General features: G+C 66.2%; 24 protein-coding genes. 16 read left to right on the plus strand and 8 right to left on the minus strand.

Annotation, left to right across the window (positions count from 1 at the left end; translation table 11 throughout):
* Position 1: 1 nt before the first annotated feature.
* The 5 genes from coxB to ACZK5G_RS01750 are packed head-to-tail and all read left to right on the plus strand — an operon-like array spanning position 2 to position 4,353.
* Entirely contained in the window at positions 2-964 is a 963-nt protein-coding gene (coxB, locus tag ACZK5G_RS01730; RefSeq protein WP_478465116.1) for a cytochrome c oxidase subunit II, read from the plus strand.
* A gap of 59 nt (positions 965-1,023) precedes the next feature.
* A complete protein-coding gene (gene ctaD / locus ACZK5G_RS01735; RefSeq protein ID WP_004153896.1) occupies positions 1,024-2,631 on the plus strand; it encodes a cytochrome c oxidase subunit I in 1,608 nt (535 codons plus the stop codon).
* Positions 2,632-2,639: 8 nt separating this feature from the next.
* Complete coding sequence (locus tag ACZK5G_RS01740; protein ID WP_285302888.1) at positions 2,640-2,876, plus strand: hypothetical protein; 237 nt, start codon at positions 2,640-2,642, stop codon at positions 2,874-2,876.
* Entirely contained in the window at positions 2,873-3,463 is a 591-nt protein-coding gene (locus tag ACZK5G_RS01745) for a cytochrome c oxidase assembly protein (RefSeq protein WP_149909064.1), read from the plus strand. Before ACZK5G_RS01740 ends, ACZK5G_RS01745 begins: the two co-directional genes overlap by 4 nt.
* Positions 3,464-3,477: 14 nt before the next feature.
* Positions 3,478-4,353 (plus strand): cytochrome c oxidase subunit 3, encoded by an 876-nt coding sequence (locus ACZK5G_RS01750; RefSeq protein ID WP_005412024.1) that lies wholly within the window; start codon positions 3,478-3,480, stop codon positions 4,351-4,353.
* Between the two features lie 20 nt (positions 4,354-4,373).
* On the opposite strand, the gene ACZK5G_RS01755 is transcribed toward ACZK5G_RS01750, so the two are convergent.
* Complete coding sequence (locus ACZK5G_RS01755) at positions 4,374-4,592, minus strand: twin transmembrane helix small protein (RefSeq protein ID WP_005412025.1); 219 nt, start codon at positions 4,590-4,592, stop codon at positions 4,374-4,376.
* Positions 4,593-4,649: 57 nt separating this feature from the next.
* Between ACZK5G_RS01755 and ACZK5G_RS01760 the strand changes: the two genes are divergently transcribed.
* From ACZK5G_RS01760 to ACZK5G_RS01780, 5 genes are all read left to right on the plus strand, one after another.
* Positions 4,650-5,366: an SURF1 family protein gene (locus ACZK5G_RS01760; protein ID WP_478465118.1), complete on the plus strand. Its 717-nt coding sequence runs from the start codon at positions 4,650-4,652 to the stop codon at positions 5,364-5,366.
* A 109-nt stretch (positions 5,367-5,475) separates the two neighbouring features.
* On the plus strand, positions 5,476-6,045 hold the full coding sequence (locus ACZK5G_RS01765) for a hypothetical protein (protein WP_032129724.1): 570 nt from the start codon (positions 5,476-5,478) through the stop codon (positions 6,043-6,045).
* 10 nt (positions 6,046-6,055) lie between these two features.
* The gene (locus tag ACZK5G_RS01770) at positions 6,056-7,219 is read left to right on the plus strand and encodes a COX15/CtaA family protein (RefSeq protein ID WP_049421194.1); all 1,164 of its coding nucleotides are present in this window, start codon (positions 6,056-6,058) and stop codon (positions 7,217-7,219) included.
* A 4-nt stretch (positions 7,220-7,223) separates the two neighbouring features.
* Positions 7,224-8,117 (plus strand): heme o synthase, encoded by an 894-nt coding sequence (gene cyoE / locus ACZK5G_RS01775; RefSeq protein ID WP_478465119.1) that lies wholly within the window; start codon positions 7,224-7,226, stop codon positions 8,115-8,117.
* Between the two features lie 154 nt (positions 8,118-8,271).
* Entirely contained in the window at positions 8,272-9,093 is an 822-nt protein-coding gene (locus ACZK5G_RS01780) for a TraB/GumN family protein (protein ID WP_478465120.1), read from the plus strand.
* A 119-nt stretch (positions 9,094-9,212) separates the two neighbouring features.
* On the opposite strand, the gene ACZK5G_RS01785 is transcribed toward ACZK5G_RS01780, so the two are convergent.
* The 6 genes from ACZK5G_RS01785 to rpsU all read right to left on the minus strand — a co-directional run bounded on the left by ACZK5G_RS01785 (position 9,213) and on the right by rpsU (position 14,381).
* Complete coding sequence (locus ACZK5G_RS01785; RefSeq protein WP_293796594.1) at positions 9,213-10,184, minus strand: bile acid:sodium symporter family protein; 972 nt, start codon at positions 10,182-10,184, stop codon at positions 9,213-9,215.
* A 28-nt stretch (positions 10,185-10,212) separates the two neighbouring features.
* Complete coding sequence (locus ACZK5G_RS01790) at positions 10,213-10,713, minus strand: protein tyrosine phosphatase family protein (protein WP_478465122.1); 501 nt, start codon at positions 10,711-10,713, stop codon at positions 10,213-10,215.
* Positions 10,714-10,741: 28 nt separating this feature from the next.
* Positions 10,742-12,481: a DNA primase gene (gene dnaG / locus ACZK5G_RS01795; protein WP_478465123.1), complete on the minus strand. Its 1,740-nt coding sequence runs from the start codon at positions 12,479-12,481 to the stop codon at positions 10,742-10,744.
* A 59-nt stretch (positions 12,482-12,540) separates the two neighbouring features.
* Positions 12,541-13,485, minus strand: a complete 945-nt coding sequence (locus tag ACZK5G_RS01800; protein ID WP_050509858.1) for a YihY/virulence factor BrkB family protein — start codon at positions 13,483-13,485, stop codon at positions 12,541-12,543.
* Positions 13,486-13,588: 103 nt separating this feature from the next.
* Positions 13,589-14,032: a GatB/YqeY domain-containing protein gene (locus ACZK5G_RS01805; protein ID WP_004153909.1), complete on the minus strand. Its 444-nt coding sequence runs from the start codon at positions 14,030-14,032 to the stop codon at positions 13,589-13,591.
* A 133-nt stretch (positions 14,033-14,165) separates the two neighbouring features.
* Entirely contained in the window at positions 14,166-14,381 is a 216-nt protein-coding gene (rpsU, locus tag ACZK5G_RS01810) for a 30S ribosomal protein S21 (RefSeq protein WP_002808376.1), read from the minus strand.
* Positions 14,382-14,547: 166 nt separating this feature from the next.
* Between rpsU and tsaD the strand changes: the two genes are divergently transcribed.
* Positions 14,548-15,573, plus strand: a complete 1,026-nt coding sequence (tsaD, locus tag ACZK5G_RS01815) for a tRNA (adenosine(37)-N6)-threonylcarbamoyltransferase complex transferase subunit TsaD (RefSeq protein ID WP_164079966.1) — start codon at positions 14,548-14,550, stop codon at positions 15,571-15,573.
* Between the two features lie 317 nt (positions 15,574-15,890).
* Positions 15,891-16,853: an IS110 family transposase gene (locus ACZK5G_RS01820; protein ID WP_132808894.1), complete on the plus strand. Its 963-nt coding sequence runs from the start codon at positions 15,891-15,893 to the stop codon at positions 16,851-16,853.
* Between the two features lie 66 nt (positions 16,854-16,919).
* Here the strand turns inward: ACZK5G_RS01820 and ACZK5G_RS01825 are convergent, their stop codons facing one another.
* Positions 16,920-17,630: a hypothetical protein gene (locus tag ACZK5G_RS01825; protein WP_478465124.1), complete on the minus strand. Its 711-nt coding sequence runs from the start codon at positions 17,628-17,630 to the stop codon at positions 16,920-16,922.
* 308 nt (positions 17,631-17,938) lie between these two features.
* On the opposite strand from ACZK5G_RS01825, the gene folB reads away from it, so the two are divergent.
* From folB to ACZK5G_RS01845, 4 genes are all read left to right on the plus strand, one after another.
* Entirely contained in the window at positions 17,939-18,292 is a 354-nt protein-coding gene (folB, locus tag ACZK5G_RS01830) for a dihydroneopterin aldolase (protein ID WP_025878255.1), read from the plus strand.
* A gap of 62 nt (positions 18,293-18,354) precedes the next feature.
* On the plus strand, positions 18,355-19,626 hold the full coding sequence (locus tag ACZK5G_RS01835; RefSeq protein ID WP_423164355.1) for a mechanosensitive ion channel family protein: 1,272 nt from the start codon (positions 18,355-18,357) through the stop codon (positions 19,624-19,626).
* Between the two features lie 128 nt (positions 19,627-19,754).
* Positions 19,755-21,929, plus strand: coding sequence for a glycoside hydrolase family 3 N-terminal domain-containing protein (locus tag ACZK5G_RS01840; protein WP_478465125.1), 2,175 nt, complete (start codon positions 19,755-19,757; stop codon positions 21,927-21,929).
* A gap of 131 nt (positions 21,930-22,060) precedes the next feature.
* Positions 22,061-22,603: a hypothetical protein gene (locus ACZK5G_RS01845; protein WP_121504725.1), complete on the plus strand. Its 543-nt coding sequence runs from the start codon at positions 22,061-22,063 to the stop codon at positions 22,601-22,603.

Below are 22,603 nucleotides of genomic sequence, written 5' to 3' on the forward strand. Positions count from 1 at the left end.
AATGAAGCAAAGCAGCAGGTGGGGCACGAAGTGCGATGCAGCGGTCGCCGCCATGGTGGCCGGGGGACTGATGCCGGCGTTGGCCTGGGCCCAGGCGGCCGATCCCAAGCCGTGGCAGCTGAACATGGGCAAGGGGGTGACCCAGACCTCGCGCCTGGCCTGGGAATCGAACAATCTCTCGTTGATCATCTGCACGGTGATCGGCGTCATCGTGTTCGGGGCGATGGCCTACGCCATCTTCAAGTTCCGCAAATCCAAGGGTGCGGTCGCCGCCACCTTCAGCCACAACACCAAGGCCGAGATCATCTGGACGGTGATCCCGGTGATCATCCTGATCGTGATGGCATGGCCGGCCACGGCCAACCTGATCAAGATGTACGACACCCGCGATGCCGAGATGACGGTGAAGGTCACCGGCTACCAGTGGATGTGGAAGTACGAATATCTCGGCGAGAACGTCACCTTCACCAGCCGCCTGGACCGCGAGTCCGATCGCGTGCGGCAGAGTGGCATCGTGCCGACCCGCGAGACTCACCCGCATTACCTGCTGGATGTCGACAACCGCCTGGTGCTGCCGGTCGATACCAAGGTGCGCTTCGTCATCACCTCCGACGACGTGATCCACGCCTGGTGGGTGCCGGCGCTGGGCTGGAAGCAGGACGCCATCCCCGGTTTCATCAATGAGGCCTGGACCAGCATCGAGCAGCCCGGCGTCTACCGCGGCCAGTGCGCCGAGCTGTGCGGCAAGGACCATGGCTTCATGCCGATCGTGGTCGAGGCGGTGTCCAAGGAAGAGTTCAAGCAGTGGCTGGCGCAGCGCAAGCCGGCGCCGCCCGCCGAGCCGACAACGCCGGCGGCACCTGCCGAACCGGCTGCACCGACTGCACCGACGGGAGAGGCACCTGCAGCGCCTGCCGCTGCTGAAGCCGGCAGCGCGCCTGCCACCGCGGCCAGCGGAGCGTGATGTAAAGCCCGCGGCCGTTCGCGGCCGTGGTGACAACCGATTCTGAGAGGTGTTTTGCAATGGCGCACTCGGCAGTTGGGCACGACGATCACCATCACCAGCAGAGTTTCTTCGAGCGTTGGTTCTTCTCGACCAACCACAAGGACATCGGCACGCTGTACCTGGGTTTCAGCTTCATCATGTTCATCATCGGTGCGGCGATGAGCGTGGTGATCCGCGCCGAGCTGGCACAGCCGGGCCTGCAGTTCGTCAAGCCCGAGTTCTTCAACCAGATGACCACCGTGCATGCGCTGGTGATGATCTTCGGTGGCGTGATGCCGGCCTTCGTCGGCCTCGCCAACTGGATGATTCCGCTGCAGATCGGCGCGCCGGACATGGCGCTGCCGCGCATGAACAACTGGTCGTTCTGGCTGTTGCCGGTGGCTTTCAGCCTGCTGCTGCTGACCCTGTTCCTCCCTGGCGGTGCACCGGCCGGCGGCTGGACGTTGTACCCGCCGCTGTCGCTGCAGGGCGGCTACAACGTCGCCTTCAGCGTGTTCGCCATCCATGTGGCCGGCATCAGTTCGATCATGGGCGCGATCAACATCATCGCCACCGTGCTCAACATGCGCGCGCCGGGTATCGACCTGCTGAAGATGCCGATCTTCTGCTGGGCCTGGCTCATCACTGCCTTCCTGCTGATCGCGGTGATGCCGGTGCTGGCCGGTGCGGTGACCATGCTGCTGACCGACAAGTTCTTCGGCACCAGCTTCTTCAACGCCGCCGGTGGCGGTGACCCGGTGATGTACCAGCACATCTTCTGGTTCTTCGGGCACCCCGAGGTCTACATCATGATCCTGCCCGCCTTCGGCGTGGTCAGCGAGATCATCCCGACCTTCAGCCGCAAGCCGCTGTTCGGCTACCAGGCGATGGTGTACGCCACCGCCGCGATCGCGTTCCTGTCGTTCATCGTCTGGGCCCACCACATGTTCACCGTGGGCATGCCGCTGGGTGGCGAGATCTACTTCATGTTCGCCACCATGCTGATCTCGATCCCGACCGGGGTGAAGGTGTTCAACTGGGTCAGCACCATGTGGCGTGGCTCGCTGACGTTCGAGGCACCGATGCTGTGGTCGGTGGCGTTCGTCATCCTGTTCACCATCGGTGGCTTCTCCGGCCTGATGCTGGCGATCGTGGCGGCTGACTTCCAGTACCACGACACCTACTTCGTGGTCGCGCACTTCCACTACGTGCTGGTGACCGGCGCGGTGTTCGCGCTGATCGCGGCGGTGTACTACTGGTGGCCGAAGTGGACCGGGCGGATGTACAGCGAGAAGTGGGCCAAGGTGCACTTCTGGTGGTCGATCGTATTCGTCAACCTGCTGTTCTTCCCGCAGCACTTCCTCGGCCTGGCCGGCATGCCGCGCCGCATTCCCGATTACAGCGTGGCCTTCGCCGACTGGAACCTGATCAGCTCGATCGGCGCGTTCGGCATGTTTGTCACCCCGTTCATGATGGCCGCGATCCTGCTGTCCTCGCTGCGCAATGGCGAGAAGGCCGAGGCCCGTTCCTGGGAAGGTGCGCGTGGCCTGGAGTGGACGCTGCCGTCGCCGGCACCGGCGCATACGTTCACCACGCCGCCGACCATCCGCCCGGGGGATCTGGCGCATGACGACATCACGCATTGAGGTGGGGCATGCATAACGAAAGCCCGCTCCCGATCGGTAGAGTCGAGCCATGCTCGACTGACGAAAAGCAGCCGACCAACGGTCGGCTCTACAACAGCGAAGCGCAGCCGACCAGCGGTCGGCTCTACCAGGGTGGAAGCATCGACCAGCAACGCCAGCGCGCCAGGCGCACGGCGATGTGGGTCGGCGCCATCGCCGTGCTGGTCTACGTCGGTTTCATCCTCAGCGGGGTGATCGGCCGATGAGCGAGGCGCCGGCCAGCACACCGTCACCCAGCGCCGGGCTGCCGCGCCTGATCGGTGTGGCGGTGGCGGTGTTCCTGCTCACGTTCTCGCTGGTACCGCTGTACCGCATCGCCTGCGAGAAGGTGTTCGGCGTGCGCCTGGAACGCGGTCCCGGTGGCGAAGCGAGTGCCGGTGCGGCGGCCGGCAAGCGCACCGTGCGCGTGGAATTCGATGGCGGGGTCAACTCACGGCTGCCATGGTCGTTCCATCCCGAGCAGCTGACCATGGACGTGGTGCCCGGCGAACTCAACGAAGCGCTGTACTTCGCCCGCAATGACAGCCAGCAGGCAGTGGTCGGCAGCGCGGTGCCTTCGGTGGCGCCGGCGCGTGCGTCGGGATTCTTCAGCAAGACCGAGTGCTTCTGTTTCACCGCGCAGACGCTGCAGGCCGGCGAGAAGCGCGACATGCCCGTGCGCTTCATCGTCGATCCGGACCTGCCGCCGGAGATCAAGACGATCACCCTGTCCTACACCTTCTACCGCAATGACGCGCTGTCCGATCGGCTGGCTCCGGCCGCCACCTCGGAAGGCGCGCACGCCGCACCCTGACCCCGGATACCGACATGGCCCAGACACCGACCGACGCCAACGTGTACTTCGTCCCGGCCCAGAGTAAATGGCCGTTCGTGGGTTCCATCGCGATGATGGTGACCATGGTCGGTGTGGCCAGCTGGCTCAACGATGCCAGCTGGGGACGCTGGACGTTCTACATCGGCATCGCGATGCTGGTGCTGACCCTGTTCTGGTGGTTCAGCGACGTGGTGCGCGAATCGCAGGCTGGCAACTACAACCATCAGGTCGATGGCTCGTTCCGGATGGGGATGATCTGGTTCATCTTCTCCGAAGTGATGTTCTTCGGTGCGTTCTTCGGCGCGCTGTTCTACACCCGCAACCTGGGCCTGTCGTGGCTCAGCGGCGAAGGCCGCGGGGTGATGACCAACGAGCTGCTATGGCAGGGCTATTCCGCCGGATGGCCGACCAATGGCCCGGCGGCGATCGGTGGCGCGTTCCAGACCATTCCGGCCTGGGGCCTGCCGCTGATCAATACGCTGATCCTGCTGACCTCCGGCGTGACCCTGACCATCGCCCACCACGCACTGAAGGCGGGCAACCGCCGCCAGCTGCTGATCTGGCTGGGCCTGACCGTGGTGCTCGGCCTCGGCTTCCTGACCCTGCAGGCGGAGGAGTACATCCACGCCTACAAGGAACTGAACCTGACGCTCGGTTCGGGCATCTACGGTTCAACGTTCTTCATGCTGACCGGCTTCCACGGCGCGCACGTGCTGCTGGGCACGATCATGCTGATCGTGATGTGGCTGCGATCGGCCAAGGGGCACTTCACCCGCGACAACCATTTCGGTTTCGAAGCCGCCGCGTGGTACTGGCACTTCGTCGACGTGGTGTGGCTGATGCTCTTCATGTTCGTCTACGTGCTTTGACCGCGCACGTATCGGTGGCCTCAGCCGCCGATGCCGTGCGGTTTGATCCAGCCCATGTAGATGCTCACGATCACCAGCAGGATCAACGCCACCGACACCGCGATGCGGCGGGTCAGTGCGTTGACCGTGCGCTTGGTCTGGCCGCGGTCGACCAGCAGGTAATACAGGCCGGCGCCCAGATTCCAGACGATGACGATCAGAAACGCGATTACCAGCAGGGTCTTCAGCGAATCACTCATGCGCGGCTCGAGGGCAGGGTGGATGCGCCTATCTGACCGCGTTTGCGCGGACTTGTCATGATGCGCCAGCACACGCGCGTGATCGGCTGGCTGTTGGCGGTGCTGGCGATGGCCGGTTTCAGCGCATTGGGGCTGTGGCAACTGCAGCGCATGCATGCCAAACAGGCAATGTTGGATGCACAAGGTCCAGCCGCAGCGCAGGTACTGTCGTTGGCACAGGCGCTCGCAGCGCCCGGTGCGTTGCATGGCGTGGCCGATCACGGTCGCTTCCTTCCCGGCGTGGTGCTGCTGGACAACCAGACCCGGCACGGCCGCGCGGGCGTGAAGATCTACCGCCCGTTCCGCAGTGACGAGGGCAGCGTGTTGCTGGTCGACCTCGGCTGGCGTGCGCTGCCGCCGGATCGCACGCTGCCGGATGTGCCGGCGCCGCCTTCGCCAGTGGCCGTGCGCGGGCTGCTGGCGCCGCCGCCGTCGGCGGGACTGGCACTGGGTCCCGCATTCTCCGCAACCGATGAGGCCGGGCGTTGGCTGGCCAGCCGTTTGCCCGACGAAGGCCTGGCGGCGGCGCTTGGCCTACCGGTATTGCCCGACCGCGTCCTGCGCCTGGACCCGGCACTGCCGTTCGGCGACGAACGCGATCTGGACCTGCTGCCGAACACGCTGCCGCCGCAGCGTCACCTGGGCTACGCCGTGCAGTGGTTCGGCCTGGCCCTGACCGTGCTGGTGGTCGCGCTGGTGCTGGAGTGGCGCAGGAGACGTGCCGTGGCCCGGTAGTGCCGGCCGCTGGCCGGCATCCCCTCGGATTCCTGGATGCCGGCCAGCGGCCGGCACTACCGGGGCACCACACCCGCATCCCTTACCCAACCATGAGAAAATGCCCCGCATGAACACTGCTACGTCCCCGCAGGCGCGCGGCTCCGGCCGCCGGACCCTGGTGCTGCTGTTTGCCGTGTTCTTCGGTGCGATGGCACTGGCCGCCGTGCTGCGCTTCTCCGGCTGGCAACCGACCGGGCACCGCAATGCCGGCCAGCTGCTGAAGCCGCCGGTGGACCTGCGCCAGCAGGCGCCGACCCTGGCCAGCGGCCAGCCCTACGCCTGGAACCCCGAGGCCCGTACCTGGCGCCTGCTGGTGGCGCCGGCCGGTGCCTGCGACGCGCAGTGCGTCACTTTGTCGCAGGGACTGGGCAAGGTGTGGCAGCTGTTCGGCCATAACGCCGATAATGTCGAAATCCTGTGGCTGGGAACGCCACCGGCGTCGATCGCCTCGCTGCCCGCGCTGCGGCCGCTGGCTCCGTCGCCAGCACTGCGCGCGGCCCTGCCCGGCGTCGACGATCCGGCTGGCCTGCCGGTCTACGTGATCGATCCGAACGGCTTCGTGATCATGCGTCATGCCCCGGGCACCGACCTGGGTGGCCTGCGCAAGGACATGGCCACGTTGCTGAAACTGAAGTGAGTCCCGTTTGATGAGCCTTTCCGCGCGTCCGGCGCTGCACCGCAATTTCCACCGCCTGGCGTGGTTCGCCATGATCATGACCGCGAGCACGATCATGTTCGGCGCCTTCGTGCGCCTGTCCGATGCCGGCCTGAGCTGCCCGGACTGGCCGACCTGCTATGGCCAGGCCACCTGGCCGCAGCACGTGGAAGAGACCATCGGCCACCCGGCGGCGGAGATCCGCCCGCTGGAGACCCACAAGGCCTGGCGTGAGCAGGTGCACCGCTTCCTGGCTGGCGCGCTGGGCATCGAGATCCTGACCCTGGCCCTGTTGGCCACGCGCAAGCGGCGATTCGGAAGCACGGCGGTGGTGACCGCCTGCGTGCTGGTGGCCGCCGGCATACCGCTGTACATGATGGGCTGGCATGGCACGGCCAGCGTGCTGGCGTTGATCGGTGAGGCGATCCTGCTGATCGCCGCGCTGCGCTGGAGCAACATCGACCTGGCGCGCGCTGCATTGCTGACCCTGGCGGTGGTGATCTTCCAGGCCTTGCTGGGCATGTGGACGGTGACCCTGCTGCTCAAACCCATCGTAGTGATGGGCCATCTGCTCGGTGGCATGCTGATGTTCGGCCTGCTGGTGTGGATGGCCTGGCGCGCGACGCACATGCCGATCACGCTGGCCGAGGCGCCGAAGCTGAAGTGGCTGCTGCGCATCGGCGTAGCGGTGCTGGTCACCCAGATCGCGCTGGGGGGCTGGGTCAGCGCCAATTACGCGGCGCTGGCCTGCGGCGGTGGCAGCGCCTCGCTGGACAACTTCCCGCGCTGCGCCAACCAGTGGTGGCCGCAGCACAACTTCGTCGAAGGCTTCACCCTGTGGCGTGGCATCGGCGTGGACTACGAAGGCGGCGTGCTGGATGGCGCCTCGCGCATCGCCATCCAGATGGCACACCGCCTGTTCGCGGTGGTGGTGGCCCTCTACCTGCTGTGGCTGGGCGTGCGCCTGTTCCGGTTGCCGAGCATGCGTGGCTGGGCCAGCGCGTTGATCGCGCTGCTGGTGCTGCAGGTCACCCTCGGCATCCTCAATGTGAAGCTGGCGCTGCCGCTGGAAGTGGCGGTGGCCCACAACGGCGTGGCCGTTGCCCTGTTGTTCGTGCTGGTCAGCCTGCTGGCCCGCCTGCGTGCCCCGGACTGATTCCATGTTTTCCAATTACCGCCAGTACTGGGACCTGACCAAGCCCAAGGTCGTCGCCCTCATTGTTTTCACTGCCCTGGTCGGCATGGTCCTGGCCATCCCCGGCGTGCCCAGCTGGGAGCAGGTGCGCGCCGGCGTGCTCGGCTTCCTCGGTATCTGGCTGGCCGCTTCGGCCGCCGCGGCGATCAACCAGCTGCTGGATGCGCACATCGATGCGCAGATGGCGCGCACATCGTGGCGTCCGCTGGTGGTGGGCAAGGTCAAGCCGTGGCAGGTGCTGGTGTTCGCCGGCGTGCTGATCGTGTTGTCGATGGTCATCCTGGTGCTGTGGGTGAACCTGATCACCGCCGTGCTGACCTTTGCCTCGCTGATTGGTTACGCGGTCATCTACACCGTGTACCTCAAGCGTGCGACCTCGCAGAACATCGTCATCGGTGGCCTGGCCGGCGCGATGCCGCCGATGCTGGGCTGGGCCGCGGTGACCGGCATGCAGGGCTCGTCGGACTGGGCGTACTCGTCGCTGCTGGTGCTGATCATCTTCATCTGGACGCCGCCGCACTTCTGGGCGCTGGCGATCTTCCGCCGCGAGGATTACGCCAAAGCGGAGATCCCGATGCTGCCGGTAACCCACGGCGTGGTGCACACCCGCAAGCAGATCATGGCGTATTCGGTGGTGCTGGCGCTGGTCTGCCTGCTGCCGTACCTGGTGGGCATGAGCGGTGCGTTCTACCTGGGCGGCGCGATCGTGCTCAACGCCGTGTTCCTCTGGTACGCCTGGCGCATGCTGGACCCGCCGGACGAACTGTTCTCGATGAAGATGTTCTATTACTCCATCGTGTACCTGATGGCGCTGTTTGCGTTCCTGCTGGTCGACCACTGGATCCTGCCCTGGTTGTGACCTCATCCAAGGCGCCAGTCCAATGTAGAGCCGAGCCATGCTCGGCTGAGGGCTGATCGGAGAAGCAGCCGAGCGTGGGCTCGGCTCTACACTTGATCTCTTCCAGTGGCGTCGCCATTGCTGTTCCTGACCGCAAGGAAAGGAGGGAGCAGGGATGCATTCGATCTTCCGCTGGACTGCCGCGCTGCTGCTGGCGCTGGGCATGGCCCTCAGTGCGCATGCCGTCGACACCGCCGCGCAGATCCGCCAGCATGCCGGTGACCATCGCCTGCTGGTGCTGGGTGAGTTCCACGGTACCCGCGAGACTCCGCTGCTGGTACGGGAGCTGGTGGAGGCCTACGCGGCCGACGGCGCACCGGTGCGGTTGGCTTTGGAGCTGCCGACTGACGAGAACGCCGCGCTGGCGACCTATATGGCGTCTGCCGGCACGGCCCAAGCGCGGGCTGCATTGCGTGGCACGACGTACTGGAACGTCCGCAGCCGGATGCATGATGGCCGTCGCAGCGAGGACATGCTTGAGCTGATCGAAGCGGCACGCGTGCTGCGCACCCAGGGGCGCGACGTGCAGGTGTTCGGCTTCGACCGCGTGCTTCCCGCCGAAATGGCCGGCACCGGCGCGCGTGACCGGGTGATGGCTGAAGAAGTACGGTCACGTGCTCAGGCGCTGCCGAAGAACGGGCGGCTGCTGGTGCTGACCGGTAACGTGCATGGCATGCGTGCGCAGCCGAAGATGATTGCGTACCCGCCAATGACCGCACTGCTGAAGGATCTGGACCTTTACAACGTGCGTATCGAGGCGCGTGGTGGGGAAGGCTGGGGGTGTACAGCCGTTCAGCGCTGCGGAGCACGTCAGCTGGGCAGCCATGAAGGTGCATCGCCCAGGCTGGATACCGACGCCGGCCGTAGTTACGACCTGTGGGTGTGGCTGCCGCGCTTCAGTGTGGCGCGGCTGCTGGACAGCGATTCGAACTGGTGATCATCCACGCATGGCGTGGATCTACTCCGGATCACGGGCATCAGCCGAGCATGGGCTCGGCTCTACAGTAGATCCACGCCGCGCGTGGATGTTTCTCCCGCAGCAACCCGCGCGTCGGGTCAGGGCGCGCGCTTCGCATACCGCTGCGCGATCACACCGCAGACGATCAGCTGGATCTGGTGGTAGATCATCACCGGCAGCACGATAGCGCCGAGGCTTCCACCGGCGAACAGCACCTTGGCGATCGGCACGCCGGTGGCCAGGCTCTTCTTCGAGCCGCAGAACACGATGGCGATCTCGTCCTCGCGGTTGAAGCGCAGGCGACGGGCGATGAAGGTGATCAATGGCATGGCGATGCCGAGCAGCACGGCGGCCACGACCGCCACGGCCAGCAGCGAGAGCAGCGGCGTTTTGCTCCACAGACCCTCGGTGACGGCTTCGCCGAACGCCGAATACACCACCAGCAGGATGGTGGCCTGGTCGGTGTAGCGCAGCAGCGCGCGCTGCTTCTCCACCCAGCCGGCGATCCACGGCCGCAGCAGATGGCCGGCCACGAACGGCACCAGCAGCTGCAGCATGATGCCGCCGATCGCGTGCAGCGGGTCATGCACGCCGCCGGAGGTACCGGCCAGTGCGGTCAGCAGCAGCGGCGTCAGGAACACACCGAGGATGCTCGACAGCGACGCGCTGCATACCGCGGCAGGCACGTTGCCGCGTGCCATCGAGGTGAACGCGATGGACGACTGCACGGTGGAGGGCAGGGTGCACAGGAACAGCACGCCCAGGTACAACTCCGGGGTCAGCAGCCAGCCCGACAGTGGCTTGAACATCAGCCCCAGCAGCGGGAACAGGATGAAGGTGCAGGCCAGGATGGTCAGGTGCAGCCGCCAGTGCAGCATGCCGCCGATGATCGACTCGCGCGGCAGGCGCGCACCATGCAGGAAGAACAGCGCGGCGATGGCGACGGTGGTGACATCGTCGAGGACGATGGCGGCGGCGCCCTTCATCGGCAGCAGCGAGGCCAGGCCGACGGTGCACAGCAGGGCGAGGGTGAAATTGTCCGGTCGCAGGCGCGACCACCAGCGGGTCATGGTGGGCAGAGTCCTTGGTGCGGAGGGTTCAGGGCGAGGTGACCGGCGTGGCCAGGCGCTGGCGGGTGGCGGCTTCCAGCGACTTCAGGCCGGCACGCTGGCCGAGCTGCAGGGCCTGTTCCGGGCTGGCATGTTCGTAGCGTGCATTGACCAGGCCGAGCACGGCGCCAGCGCGGTTGCCGGATGCACAATGCAGCAGCACCGGCCCCTGGCTCTGCTGCAGGACCTGGTGCACCGCGCGTACGTTGGCGGCATCGAGCCCCTCGGCGCCGGCCACCGGAATGCGTACGTAGCGCAGACCCAGTGATTCGGCCACGCGGGTTTCATCGAAGCCGCGGTCTTCGTCGGGCTGGCGCAGGTCGATCACGGTGCGCACGCCCTGCGCGGCCAGGGCCTGCAGCTGTGTGGCGCTGGGTTGGCCGCCGGCATACAGGCCGGGGCGGACTTCGTTCAGGGGCGCGTCTTCGGCCAGGGCCGTCAGCGGCAGGCAGAGCGACAACAACAGCAGGCAGGTCAGGCGCAGCAGCATGGTCCTCTCCGTGAAAACGTTCTGCCCGCTACAGGCGCAGTCCGGCGCGCGCCTTCAGCAGCTCGCGCAGTTCGTATTTGTCAGTATCGTCCAGACCCTGCTGGCGCTGCTTTGCCAACAACTCCTCCAGACGTTGCACCAGCAGCTGTTTCTCCAGCTGGGCCACGGCATCGTGCAGTTCCTGGGTCCACATCGCGTCGTCGCCGGGCATCGTCTGCGCGGCCAGCGTGTGCAGTGACGCCTGTTCCTCACGCCCGTCGAAGTGCTCCAGCAGTGCGCCGGTGCTGATGTCCGGACGTTGCTCGACCAGGTCCAGCAGCTCCAGCAGCAGCTCTACGCCCGGCAGGCGCAGGCCCTGGAAGTGGTGCTTGCCGCCCAGCGTCAGCGCCAGCGACGGCTGCTGCAGCAGTACGGCGATCGCGCCGCGTACCAGGCTGCGCTTGGCCACGGGCTGGATCGCTCGCGAGGGCTGGCGTTGCGCCATCGGTGCGCGCGCTGCCTGGGCATTGCCGCCAAGGCCGGTCAGCTGCGCCAGCTGCTGCTTCATCAGGTCGCCGAAGGCGCCGTCGGGAATCTGCGCCAGCATCGGCTTTGCGCGCTCGGCCAGGCGCGCCTTGCCGTCCAGCGTGCCCAGGTTGATTTCGCGGGTGAGCTCGTCGAAGAAGAACTGCGACAGCGGCGTGGCCTGTTTCAGGCGTTCGTTGAAGGCCTCGGCGCCTTCCTTGCGCACGATGGTGTCCGGGTCTTCGCCATCGGGCAGGAACAGGAAGAAGGCCTGGCGGCCATCCTTCATGCGCGGCAGCACCGACTCCAGCGCCTTCCAGCCGGCGCGGCGGCCGGCGGCGTCGCCATCGAAGCAGAAGAACACATCCGGTGCGTTGCGGAACAGCAGCTCGGCATGGTCCGGCGTGGTCGCCGTGCCCAGCGTCGCCACCGCCTGGGTGACGCCGAACTGGAACAGCGAGACCACGTCCATGTAGCCCTCGACCACGATCAGCCGCTCGATCTTCTGGTTGGCCTGGCGCACCTGCCACAGTCCGTACAGTTCGCGGCCCTTGTGGAACAGCGCGGTTTCCGGCGAGTTGAGGTACTTGGGGCCGTCGTCCTTTTCGAACACGCGGCCACCGAAGGCGATCACCCGGCCGCGGCGGTCGAAGATCGGGAACATCACCCGGTCGCGGAACTTGTCGTAGACGTGACCGCGATCGTTCTTGGAGAACAGGCCGGCGCGGTCGAGCAGCTTCATCCGCCGCTCGTCCTTGCCCAACGCATCGCGCAGGCCGCTGTAGCCATCCGGCGCGTAGCCGATCTGGAAGCGCGCGCGGTTCTCTTCATCCACGCCGCGGCCATCCAGGTAGCTCCGGGCCTTGTCGCTGCCCTGCAGGTTGCTCTGGAAAAACTTCGTGGCCGCCTCAAGCGCCGAGTACAGCTCGCGGCTGTCGTCCTGCTGCTGGGGGCTGCGCGGGTTCTCGCTGCGCGGCACTTCCATGCCTGCGCGCTTGGCCAGTTCATCCACCGCATCGAGGAATTCGAGGCGGTCGTAGTTCATCAGGAAGCTGATCGCGGTGCCGTGCGCGCCACAACCGAAGCAGTGATAGAACTGCTTGGTGGGCGAGACCGTGAACGAGGCCGAGCGCTCATCATGGAACGGGCAGCGCGCCGCGTATTCCTTGCCCTGGCGCTTCAACGGCACGCGGCTGCCCACCACCTCGACGATGTCGGAGCGGGCGAGCAGATCGTCGATGAAAGCGTCGGGGATACGGGCCATGGGCAACAGAACGGGGCGCGGCCGCAGGGCGCGCAGCAGGGGCGGCAGGTTCCCCTAGTTTACTCGCTGGCGGTGCCGGGGCTGGCCTGTTCCGCATCGGCCCCGGCCCTGGCCAGTTGCGCCCGTGCATGCTGCCGTTCGTCGATCACCGCGGTCATCAGCGCACCGACGAAGAACACGGCGGTGGCGTAGTAGATCCAGACCAGCGAGATCACCAGCGCGCCCATCGAACCGTAGGCGCTGCCCGGGGCCACCGTGGCGATGTAGACGCCGATGCCATAGCGGCCGAGGGTGAACAGCACCGAGGTGATGGCACCGCCGATGAAGGCCTGGCGCCAGGCCACGCGGCGGTCCGGCAGGTAGTGGTAGAGGAAGGCGAAGGCCAGCGTGTACAGCAGCAGCGAGGTCAGGTAGCCGATTGCCGGCAGTACCGAGGGCAGTTGCGCGAACACCACCTGCAGTGCGGTGGTGGCGGTCATCGACAGGATCAGCAGGAAGCCCAGTGCCAGCACCACGCCGAACGAGAACACGCGTTTGCGCAGCCAGGCCTTGATGCCTTCCAGACGCTGGCCGCTGGTGTGGAAGATCCGGTTCAGCGCGTTCTGCAGCTGGGCGAACACGGCGGTGGCGCCGATGAACAGCAGCAGCGTGCTCCACAGCCCGGCCAATGAACCGACGCTGGGCTGGCTGTTGGCGTTGTGCAGCACGGTGTCGGCGACGCTGGCCACGCTGCTGCCGGCCACCGAACCGATCTGGCTGATCAACGTCTGTTGTGCCGGTGGGTACAGCGAGGCGGTCAGCCACAGCAGCAGCACCAGCAGCGGTGCCATCGACAGCAGGGCGTAGAAGGAGACCGAGGCGGCCTGGGTCAGCACGTCGATTTCGACGAAGCGCTTGGCGACGGCCATCGGGAAGCTGTCCTGCAGGCGGTCAGCGTAGTGGCGAAGCCGTGCGGGAATGCCGTGGGGACGCGTGTCGGCGGGGGAGTGCGATTGCTCGACCATGGGGATGTTGTAGCAGCCGGGGGTCGAAGGTGCGGTGAAGCGGGTGCATCAATGGGGTCAGAGCCCTTCCGCGATGCGAAAGGGATCCGACCCCGGCAATGGCTTACGCCAGCTGCTGCTTGACCAGCTTGGAGACCAGACCCATGTCGGCCTGGCCAGCGAGCTTGGGCTTCAATGCGCCCATCAGCTTGCCCATGTCGGCCGGACCGGAAGCGCCGGTCTCGGCGATGGCGGCCTGGATCGCGGCGACGATCTCGGCTTCGCCCATCTTGGCCGGCAGGTAGGCTTCGATGACCACGATCTCGGCGCGCTCGATCTCGGCCAGGTCCTCGCGGTTGGCGGCTTCGAACTGGCTGACCGAGTCCTTGCGCTGCTTGACCATCTTGTCGAGCACGGCGATCACGGCGGTGTCATCCAGCTCGATGCGCTCGTCCACTTCGCGCTGCTTGATGGCGGCGTTGATCAGGCGGATCACGCCCAGCTTGTGCTTCTCGCCCGCCTTCATGGCGGCCTTCATGTCTTCGGTGAGCTGCTGCTTCATGCTCATGAGGAACCTCGTGGTGGTAGGTGGGGCGGGGCGGATGCCCGAACCCGGAAACGCAAAAAGCCGGCGACGCTCGCGCGTGCCGGCTTCGGCTCCATCGCGACAGGCAAGCCCATCGCAATGAAGATGCGTCCGATCAGTACAGGCGCTGACGCTTGGTGACGTCGCGCGACGAGCGGCGCAGCTGACGCTTCACAGCAGCGGCGGCCTTGCGCTTGCGCTCCTGGGTCGGCTTTTCGTAGAACTCGCGCTTGCGGGTTTCGGCCAGCACACCGGCCTTTTCGCAAGTGCGCTTGAAGCGGCGAAGAGCAAACTCGAAGGGCTCGTTCTCGCGGACTTTGACGCTGGGCATGGAATCTCCGGGACACAGTAGAACCGGGTCACGCCCGGCGAGCCGCACATTATAGCGGCGAATAGACAAACTGCAAGCGGCCAACCCTGAATACGGGCCAGAGGTTCGAAAGCAGTGAGACCTGCACGTCCCCCGAGGGGGCGGCAGGGGCGTCATAATAGCAGGCATGCGAGTCCTTGGCATCGAATCTTCCTGTGATGAGACCGGCGTAGCGGTGTATGACACCGACCTGGCCGGCAGCGCGGCCCTGCGCGCCCATGCGGTCTACAGCCAGATCGCCCTGCACGCCGAATACGGTGGTGTGGTGCCCGAACTGGCCAGCCGCGACCACGTCCGCAAGTTGCTGCCACTGGTACGCCAGACCCTGGCCGACGCCGGCCTGGGTGTAGGTGATATCGACGGCGTGGCCTATACGGCCGGTCCCGGTCTGGTCGGCGCACTGCTGGTCGGCGCGGGCGTGGCGCGGTCGCTGGCCTGGGCGCTGGAGGTGCCGGCGGTGGGCGTACACCATATGGAAGGCCACCTGCTGGCCCCGCTGATGGAGGACGACCCGCCGGAAGCGCCGTTCGTGGCGCTGCTGGTGTCCGGTGGCCATACCCAGCTGGTGGCGGTGGACGCGATCGGCCAGTACCGCCTGCTGGGCGAAACCCTGGACGACGCCGCCGGCGAGGCCTTCGACAAGACCGCCAAGATGATGGGCCTGCCCTACCCGGGCGGCCCGCAGCTGGCCAGGCTGGCCGAGCAGGGCACGCCGGGTGTCTACCGCTTCGCGCGGCCGATGACCGACCGCCCGGGGTTGGATTTCAGCTTCTCCGGCCTGAAGACCCAGGTCCTGATGGCCTGGCGCGACAGTGACCAGAGCGAACAGACCCGCGCCGACATCGCTCGGGGCTTCGAAGACGCCGTGGTCGAGACTTTGTCGATCAAATGCGAGCGCGCGCTGGAAGCGGCCGGCACCAACGTGATCGTGGTGGCTGGCGGCGTCGGCGCCAACAAGCGCCTGCGCGCCCGCCTGCAGCAGATGGCCGAGCGCCTCGGCGGACGGGCCTGTTTCCCGCGGCCGGCGTTGTGCACCGACAACGGCGCGATGATCGCCTTCGCCGGCGCGCTGCGGCTGCAGGCCGGCCAGTACAGCCCGCCGAAGGTGGATGTGACCCCGCGCTGGGACATGGCGACCCTGCCGGCGGTCTGAGCCCCCCGGCCGCGCGAACCGCTCGATCGGCGTTTGTAGAGTCGAGCTTGCTCGACTGGGCGCAATGACGGACACAGAGCAGTCGAGCAAGCTTGTATGTTCCTCCCGGCTCCTACGCGGTATGTAGGAGCCAGGGTGGAGGGACCGTCAAGCATGCATCTGCGGATACTAGCCGACAGACGAGTCGAGCGATCCCCATCCCGCACACGAACGTCGATAAAGGATCGTACGGCCCCCAAAGGGGATCGTCGATGTAGGCAAGCTAACGTCGGTGCGGTACCACCCCAGCCCCTTAAAGATAGCTGGGAGCCGTACAAATGTCTGATTCTCTCGATATTGGCGTGGACGTGGACTCCAAGGAGTTCGTACCGGCAGTGGCCGACCGCAAGGCCGGCGACAGGATCGCCAACACCCGGGCCGGCATAGCCCAGTGGCTCAACACCTTGCCCCAGCGATGCCGGATTGGCATGGAGGCGACGGGGCGGTACTACGAGTTGTTGGCTCGGATGGCTGGCCAGGCAGGCCACGTTGTCTATGTGATCAATCCACGTCTGATCAAGCACTACGGCCGGGCGACGGGCTCGCGTGGCAAGACGGACGCCATGGACGCCGAAGCGATCGCCCGGTACGTGAAGAAGGAGAACGATCGCCTGCGTGAATACGTACCGCGTACCGACGAGCAGCAGCAGATGCACGATTTGCTGCGCAAGCGGCAGACGCTGGTAAAGACACGCGCGCGCCTGGAGCAATCCTTCGGGGTAAGCAAAAGTGCCCCCGGGGAGCTGTCAGATCTGTTCTGCGCTCTGGCTGGGACGCTGTCCGAGCTGGAAAGCGAACTGCAGCGCTTGGGTCGCGATGGAGAGCATGGCACGCTCTACAAGCGCCTGTTGACCATCCCTGGTATCGGCCCCGCCGTCGCCGCTCACCTGATTTACTACATGACGCGCTGGCCGTTGGCCAACGCCAACGCGTGGATCGCCTGCACCGGCCTGGATCCCCGGCCCAACGAGTCTGGCGGCAGAACGGGACGGCGTCGGCTGTCCAAACAGGGCGCGCCAGTGCTGCGCCAGATGCTCTACATGGCCGCCATGGGGCTCAAGCGGTGTCGTCGGGGGCAACCGCTCTACGACGAGCTGTCAAAACGCGGTCACCCCAGCACCGCCGTCTTCAACATCCTGGCCAGAAAGCTGGCCAGGATCGCCTGGGGTGTCTTCAAAAGCGGCCGGGACTTCGATCCGGCGATGCTGAAGGTGGGTCAAGCCTGCTTCCAGCAGGCTTGACCACGAACATAGGATCTCGACTCTACAGGCAGGCCTCCGTAGCGCCGGGCCACGCCCGGCTACACATTACGGACGCCCTGCCAACGGCGACGCCGCCAACACCGTTGTCGCCCGCTCATGGCGCTGCAGCCAGCCCAGCGTATGCGGGCAGCGGGCGTGGATCAGCCGTCCGATCGCCGCCAGGTCGGCACCGATGTCGCGTTCCAGGATGGGTTCGTGGTGGGCGATCCGATTGCGCAGGAGGCGGATGCGGTCGAGGTCGGCATGGATGGACCGACGCAGGACGGACAGCGGCACCGAGGGTGCGTGTGGCAGCGCCAGGCCCATGGTCCCGGCCCAGATCGAATGCTCGAACCGTCGAGCGAACAATTGCTGCCAGAAGCCGAATCGCAGTTTGGCGATGACCTCCGGTACATCCCGTGGAGCTCCGGCGCTGCCGCAGACATCGCATAGCGAGGCAAGGGCGCCTTCGGCAGGAAGGCTGCGCAGCAGCGCTGGATGCCAGGGCCAGCATCGACCATAGCGATGCACCAGCGCCGTAGCTGCTGCATTGCGGATCACGACTTCACAGATGTGCAACGGTGGCAGGAGAGCAGCACACATCTGCATGTTCCAGGCATAGAGCGTGGCTGGATCGGCTACGCAACGAGAAGCGATGCGCTCGTAGGTCGACCATCTCTGCCTGGATAGAGCTGCCTGCAGGATCCTGCTTTCCTTCATCAACTCACTCCCAGGGAACGTGGTTTCACCTTGACCCTGGGAACGATGCAGGAACATCAGAAAACGGCATCATGATCGTCAGTGTTCTTTCGTGGATCGGCTCGGTTTTTCACCCGGTCGTCTGCCGTGACGCATTTGCCAATTGACTGGTCAGGGGGGCACTCCTAACCTTGCGGCGTGTGCTCCGGGACTCGCGGCTGAATTCCAGCTTCCCCTGGGGACGTTGAGAGGTACCAAAGGGCCCCGCTAGCAGGGCCCTTTGTCTTTTCTGGAGCCGCGTTCCTGTCGGCCACCCACCGCCCGTTCCGGGCAGGCTCACCGCCGTGCCGTTACCATGGCCCCCTGTATTCGGGCTGGTAAGCGCAATGGACAAGGTTTTCATCGAGGGGCTGACGATCGACGCCCTGATCGGTATCTACGATTGGGAACGACGGATCCGCCAGGACCTGGTGTTCGACCTGGAAATGGGCTTTGACAACCGTCGTCCCGCGGCCTCCGACGACATCGCCCATACCCTGAACTACAAGGCGGTGAGCAAGCGCCTGGAGCAGTTCGTGCGCGAGTCGGAATTCGGCCTGGTGGAAACCCTGGCCGAGCGCTGCGCACAGATCGTGCTGGACGAATTCGACGTGAAGTGGCTGCGCCTGAAACTGAGCAAGCCGGGCGCGGTGCGTGGCGCGCGCGCGGTGGGCGTGATCATCGAGCGCTCGCGGGACTGATCCGGTAGTGCCGGCCGCTGGCCGGCACCCCCAACAACAACGACAACGCAAGGAGACAACTGATGGTGGACGCGGTGGTGGCGGTACAGTGGCTGGAAAAGCTGCAGAACACACTGGAACCCTATCCCGGCGCCTACCTGGCGTTGATGATCTCAGCCCTGCTGATCGCTGCGGGCCTGGCCAACTGGGTGACCAAGCGCATCCTGGTGCGTGGCCTGCGGCGCCTGCTGCAGCGCCTGCCGGGCGCCGAGTCCGGGCGCGGCAGCCACTTGATGCGGGTCATTTCGCGCCTGTCCAACGTGGTGCCCAGCCAGGTGATCGCCTCGGGCATCAGCCTTATCCCGGATCTGCCGGAAGGCCTGGTCAAGGTCATCATCAAGCTGTGCATCGTGTGGGCCGTACTGACGGTGTCGATGGCGTTCTCGCATGCGCTGGACGCGGCCAACAGCCTGTACGAGCGCAAGCCCGATGCGCGCAACAAGCCGATCAAGGGCTACCTGCAGGTGGTCAAGATCGTGGTGTTCGTGGCCGCCGGCCTGTCCATCGTCGCCACCCTGCTGGGGGTAGCGCTGGGCCCGCTGGTCACCGGCCTGGGCGCGGCCACGGCGGTGCTGATGCTGATCTTCCAGGACACCATCCTGTCGCTGGTGGCCAGTGTGCAGATCAGTGGCGATGGCCGTGTGCGCATCGGCGACTGGATCGAGATGCCCAGCCAGAACGCCGATGGTGACGTCATCGATATCGCGCTGCATACCGTCACGGTGCAGAACTTCGACAAGACCATCACCACCATCCCGACCAAGAAGCTGGTGACCGAGTCGTTCAAGAACTGGCGCGGCATGCAGGAGGCCGGTGGCCGCCGCATCAAGCGCGCGCTGTATCTGGACCAGCACAGTGTCGGCTTCCTGGACGAGGGCGACCTGGCCTTCCTTGGCCAGTTCGCGCTGCTGCGGGATTACCTGCAGGCCAAGGAGCAGGAGCTTGGCCAGTGGAACGGGCGCCTGCGCGAACAGGGCGTGGCCGAGGTCAACAGCCGCCGGGTGACCAACCTGGGTACCTTCCGGGCCTATGTGGAGCGCTACCTGCGCAACCACCCGGGCATCCATACCGACATGACCCTGCTGGTACGGCAGCTGCAGCCGACCACCGAGGGCCTGCCGCTGGAGCTGTACTGCTTCACCCGCAGCACTGCCTGGGGCGAGTACGAGGCGGTGCAGTCGGACATCTTCGACCACCTGCTGGCGATCCTGCCGGCCTTCGGCCTGCGCGTGTTCCAGGCCTCCAGCGACGCCATGTTGATGGCCGGGCAGCGCCAGTTGGCCGGCTCGGAGTAAGCTGCGGTGCCCCCGGCGGGGCCATGCGGACCCCGCTGGTGGCTGAAACTGAATGAAGAAACCTCTCGCCAAATCGCCCGGGATCGCTAGAATGCCGGGCTTGTAAACGTTTTCATCAAGGACTGCCGGTGGCCTCCGATCGCATCGAATCCCTCATTGCCCAGATGACCGTCGAGGAAAAGGTCGGCCAGCTGGGTGTCTTCGCGGACATGGTCCGCCCGTTCGCCCCGGACGTGAACCCGGAAGCCAACGTGCGCAATGCCGACCAGGTGCTGCAGCAGGTGCGCGAGGGCAAGGTCGGCTCGCTGTTCAATGGTGTGGGCGCCGAGCTGGGCCGCCGCATCCAGCAGGTCGCCACCGAAGAGAGCCGCCTGGGCATTCCGGTGATCCTGGCCGCCGACGTCATCCACGGCATGCGTACCGTGTTCCCGATCCCGCTGGGCGAGGCCGCCAGCTTCGAACCGGAGCTGGCCGAGCGCACCGCCCGTGCCACCGCCGTCGAGGCCACCGCTGCCGGCCTGCACTGGACCTATGCGCCGGCGGTGGACATCGCCCGCGACCAGCGCTGGGGCCGTGGTGCCGAAGGTGCCGGTGAGGACGTGGTGCTGGGGTGTGCGTTCGCCGCCGCCCGCGTGCGCGGCTTCCAGGGCAGCGACCTGCGCGCTGCCGATTCGCTGCTGGCCACGCCGAAGCACTTCGCCGCCTACGGTGCGGTGATGGCCGGCATGGAATACAACATGGTGGACATCTCGCCGCAGACCCTGCGCGACGTGCACCTGCCGCCGTTCAAGGCCGCCTTCGATGCGGGCGCGATCACCGTGATGTCCTCGTTCAACGACATCAACGGCGTGCCGGCCAGCGCCAACGCCGAACTGCTGACCGACATCCTGCGCGGTGAGTGGAAGTTCCCGGGCGTGGTGATCTCCGATTACACCGCCGACATGGAACTGGTCGCGCACGGTTATGCCGCCGACGACCGCGATGCCACCGCCAAGGCGTTCACCGCCGGCCTCGACCTGAGCATGCAGAGCGGCTTCTACGCCGAGCACCTGCCGGGCCTGGTCGAGAGCGGCGAGGTGCCGATGGCGGTGCTGGATGAAGGCGTGCGCCGCATCCTGTGGCTGAAGGAAACCATCGGCCTGTTCGACGACCCGTACCGTTCGCTGGATCCGGCGCGCGAAGCCGATACCTCGCACATTGCCGCACATGACGCGCTGTCGCGCGATGCGGCGCGTCGTTCGATCGTGCTGCTGAACAACCGCGACAACGTGCTGCCGTTGCAGAAGACCGGGCAGAAGATCGCACTGATCGGCCCGTTCGTGCAGGACCGCGAGAACATCGAAGGCTGCTGGACGCTGTTTGGCGACAAGCAGCGCTACGTGGACCTGGAAACCGGCGTTCGCACCGCCATCGGCGATGACGCGCTGCTGGAAATCGTGCCGGGCTGCGAACTGGAAGTGGCCATCCCCGGTGGCACCGAAGCGGCCGTGGCCGCCGCGCTGCGCGCCGACGTGGTGGTGCTGGCGCTGGGCGAGCCGCAGCGTTACAGCGGCGAAGCGCAGTCGCGCGTGGAGATCACCCTGCCGCCGGCACAGCAGGCGCTGGCCGAAGCGGTGGCGATGACCGGCAAGCCGCTGGTGGTGCTGCTGCGCAATGGTCGCGCGCTGGCCCTGCAGGGCGCGGTGCGCAATGCACAGGCCGTGGCGGTGACCTGGTACCTGGGCACGCAGACCGGCCATGCGGTGGCTGATGTGCTGTTCGGTGACTACAGTCCGTCCGGCCGCCTGCCGGTCAGCTTCCCGCAGGTGTCCGGCCAGCAGCCGTACTTCTACAATCACCCGCGCACCGGCCGCCCGGAACTGCCGACCATGTCGGAGTTCAAGGCCCGCTGGCGCGAGATTCCGAACGAGCCGCTGTATCCGTTCGGGCATGGCATCGGCTACACCACCTTCGCCTATGGCGTGCCGCAGTTGAGTGCGGGCCAGCTCGGCTGGGACGACAGCCTGACCATCACCACCACGCTGACCAACAGCGGCGACGTGGCCGGCGAGGAAGTGGTGCAGCTGTACATCCACGACCGCGTGGCCAGCCGCGTACGTCCGGTGCGCGAACTGAAGGACTTCCGAAAAGTGGCGCTGCAGCCGGGCGAGTCGACCGAAGTGGTGTTCACCCTGACCCGCGAGCAGCTGGCGTTCACCGGCCGCGACGGCGTGCTGCGTGCCGAGCCGGGCCAGTTCGACCTGTGGGTCTGCGCCTCGTCGGCGTCCGGTGAAGCCGTGCAGTTCGAACTGCTGAAGGCCTGATCGAGAAAAAGGGGACGGAGGGGATTAAGTCGTTTGTGCCACTAACGACTTAATCCCCTCCGTCCCCTTTTTTGTTGTCCTCACTGGGGCGGCGCTACCATCGGTGTTCTTGAACCGATGGATGCCCGCGCATGCGCACGATCGCTGTGTTGATTCCCGCCCTGTTGCTGGCGGCCTGTTCGCAGCCGGCACCGCCGGCCGAGCCTGCGGTGGACGCACCGCCGCCGATGGAGGCCAGTGCTGCGGCAACGCCTGCGGCTGAACCGGCGAAGGCTGCTGCCGAGCCGGCCGGCGCCGCACCGACGGATGCGCCCGCGGAAGACGCGCGTGCACGCATTGAGACGCTGCTCGGCGACGCCGCGCAGTACGAGAAGGTGTTCAACGCGTTCAAGACCGCGGTGGTCGGCGGTGATCGCGCTGCGGTGGTGGAGGAAGTGCGCTTCCCGCTGAATATCGCTAACGGAAGGAAGATCACCGGCCCCGGTGAGTTCCAGCGCAACTACGAGAAGATCATCACCCCGGCGGTGGTCAAGGCGGTGTCCGAACAGGACTTCGGCAAGGTCTTCGTCAATCAGCAGGGTGTGATGATCGGCGATGGCCAGGTGTGGTTGAACGGGCAGTGCCTGGACCAGGCCTGCACGAAGACCGAGGTGAAGGTCATCACCATTCAATGA

It is taken from the genome of Stenotrophomonas sp. 62841_Sma, assembly GCF_056482945.1.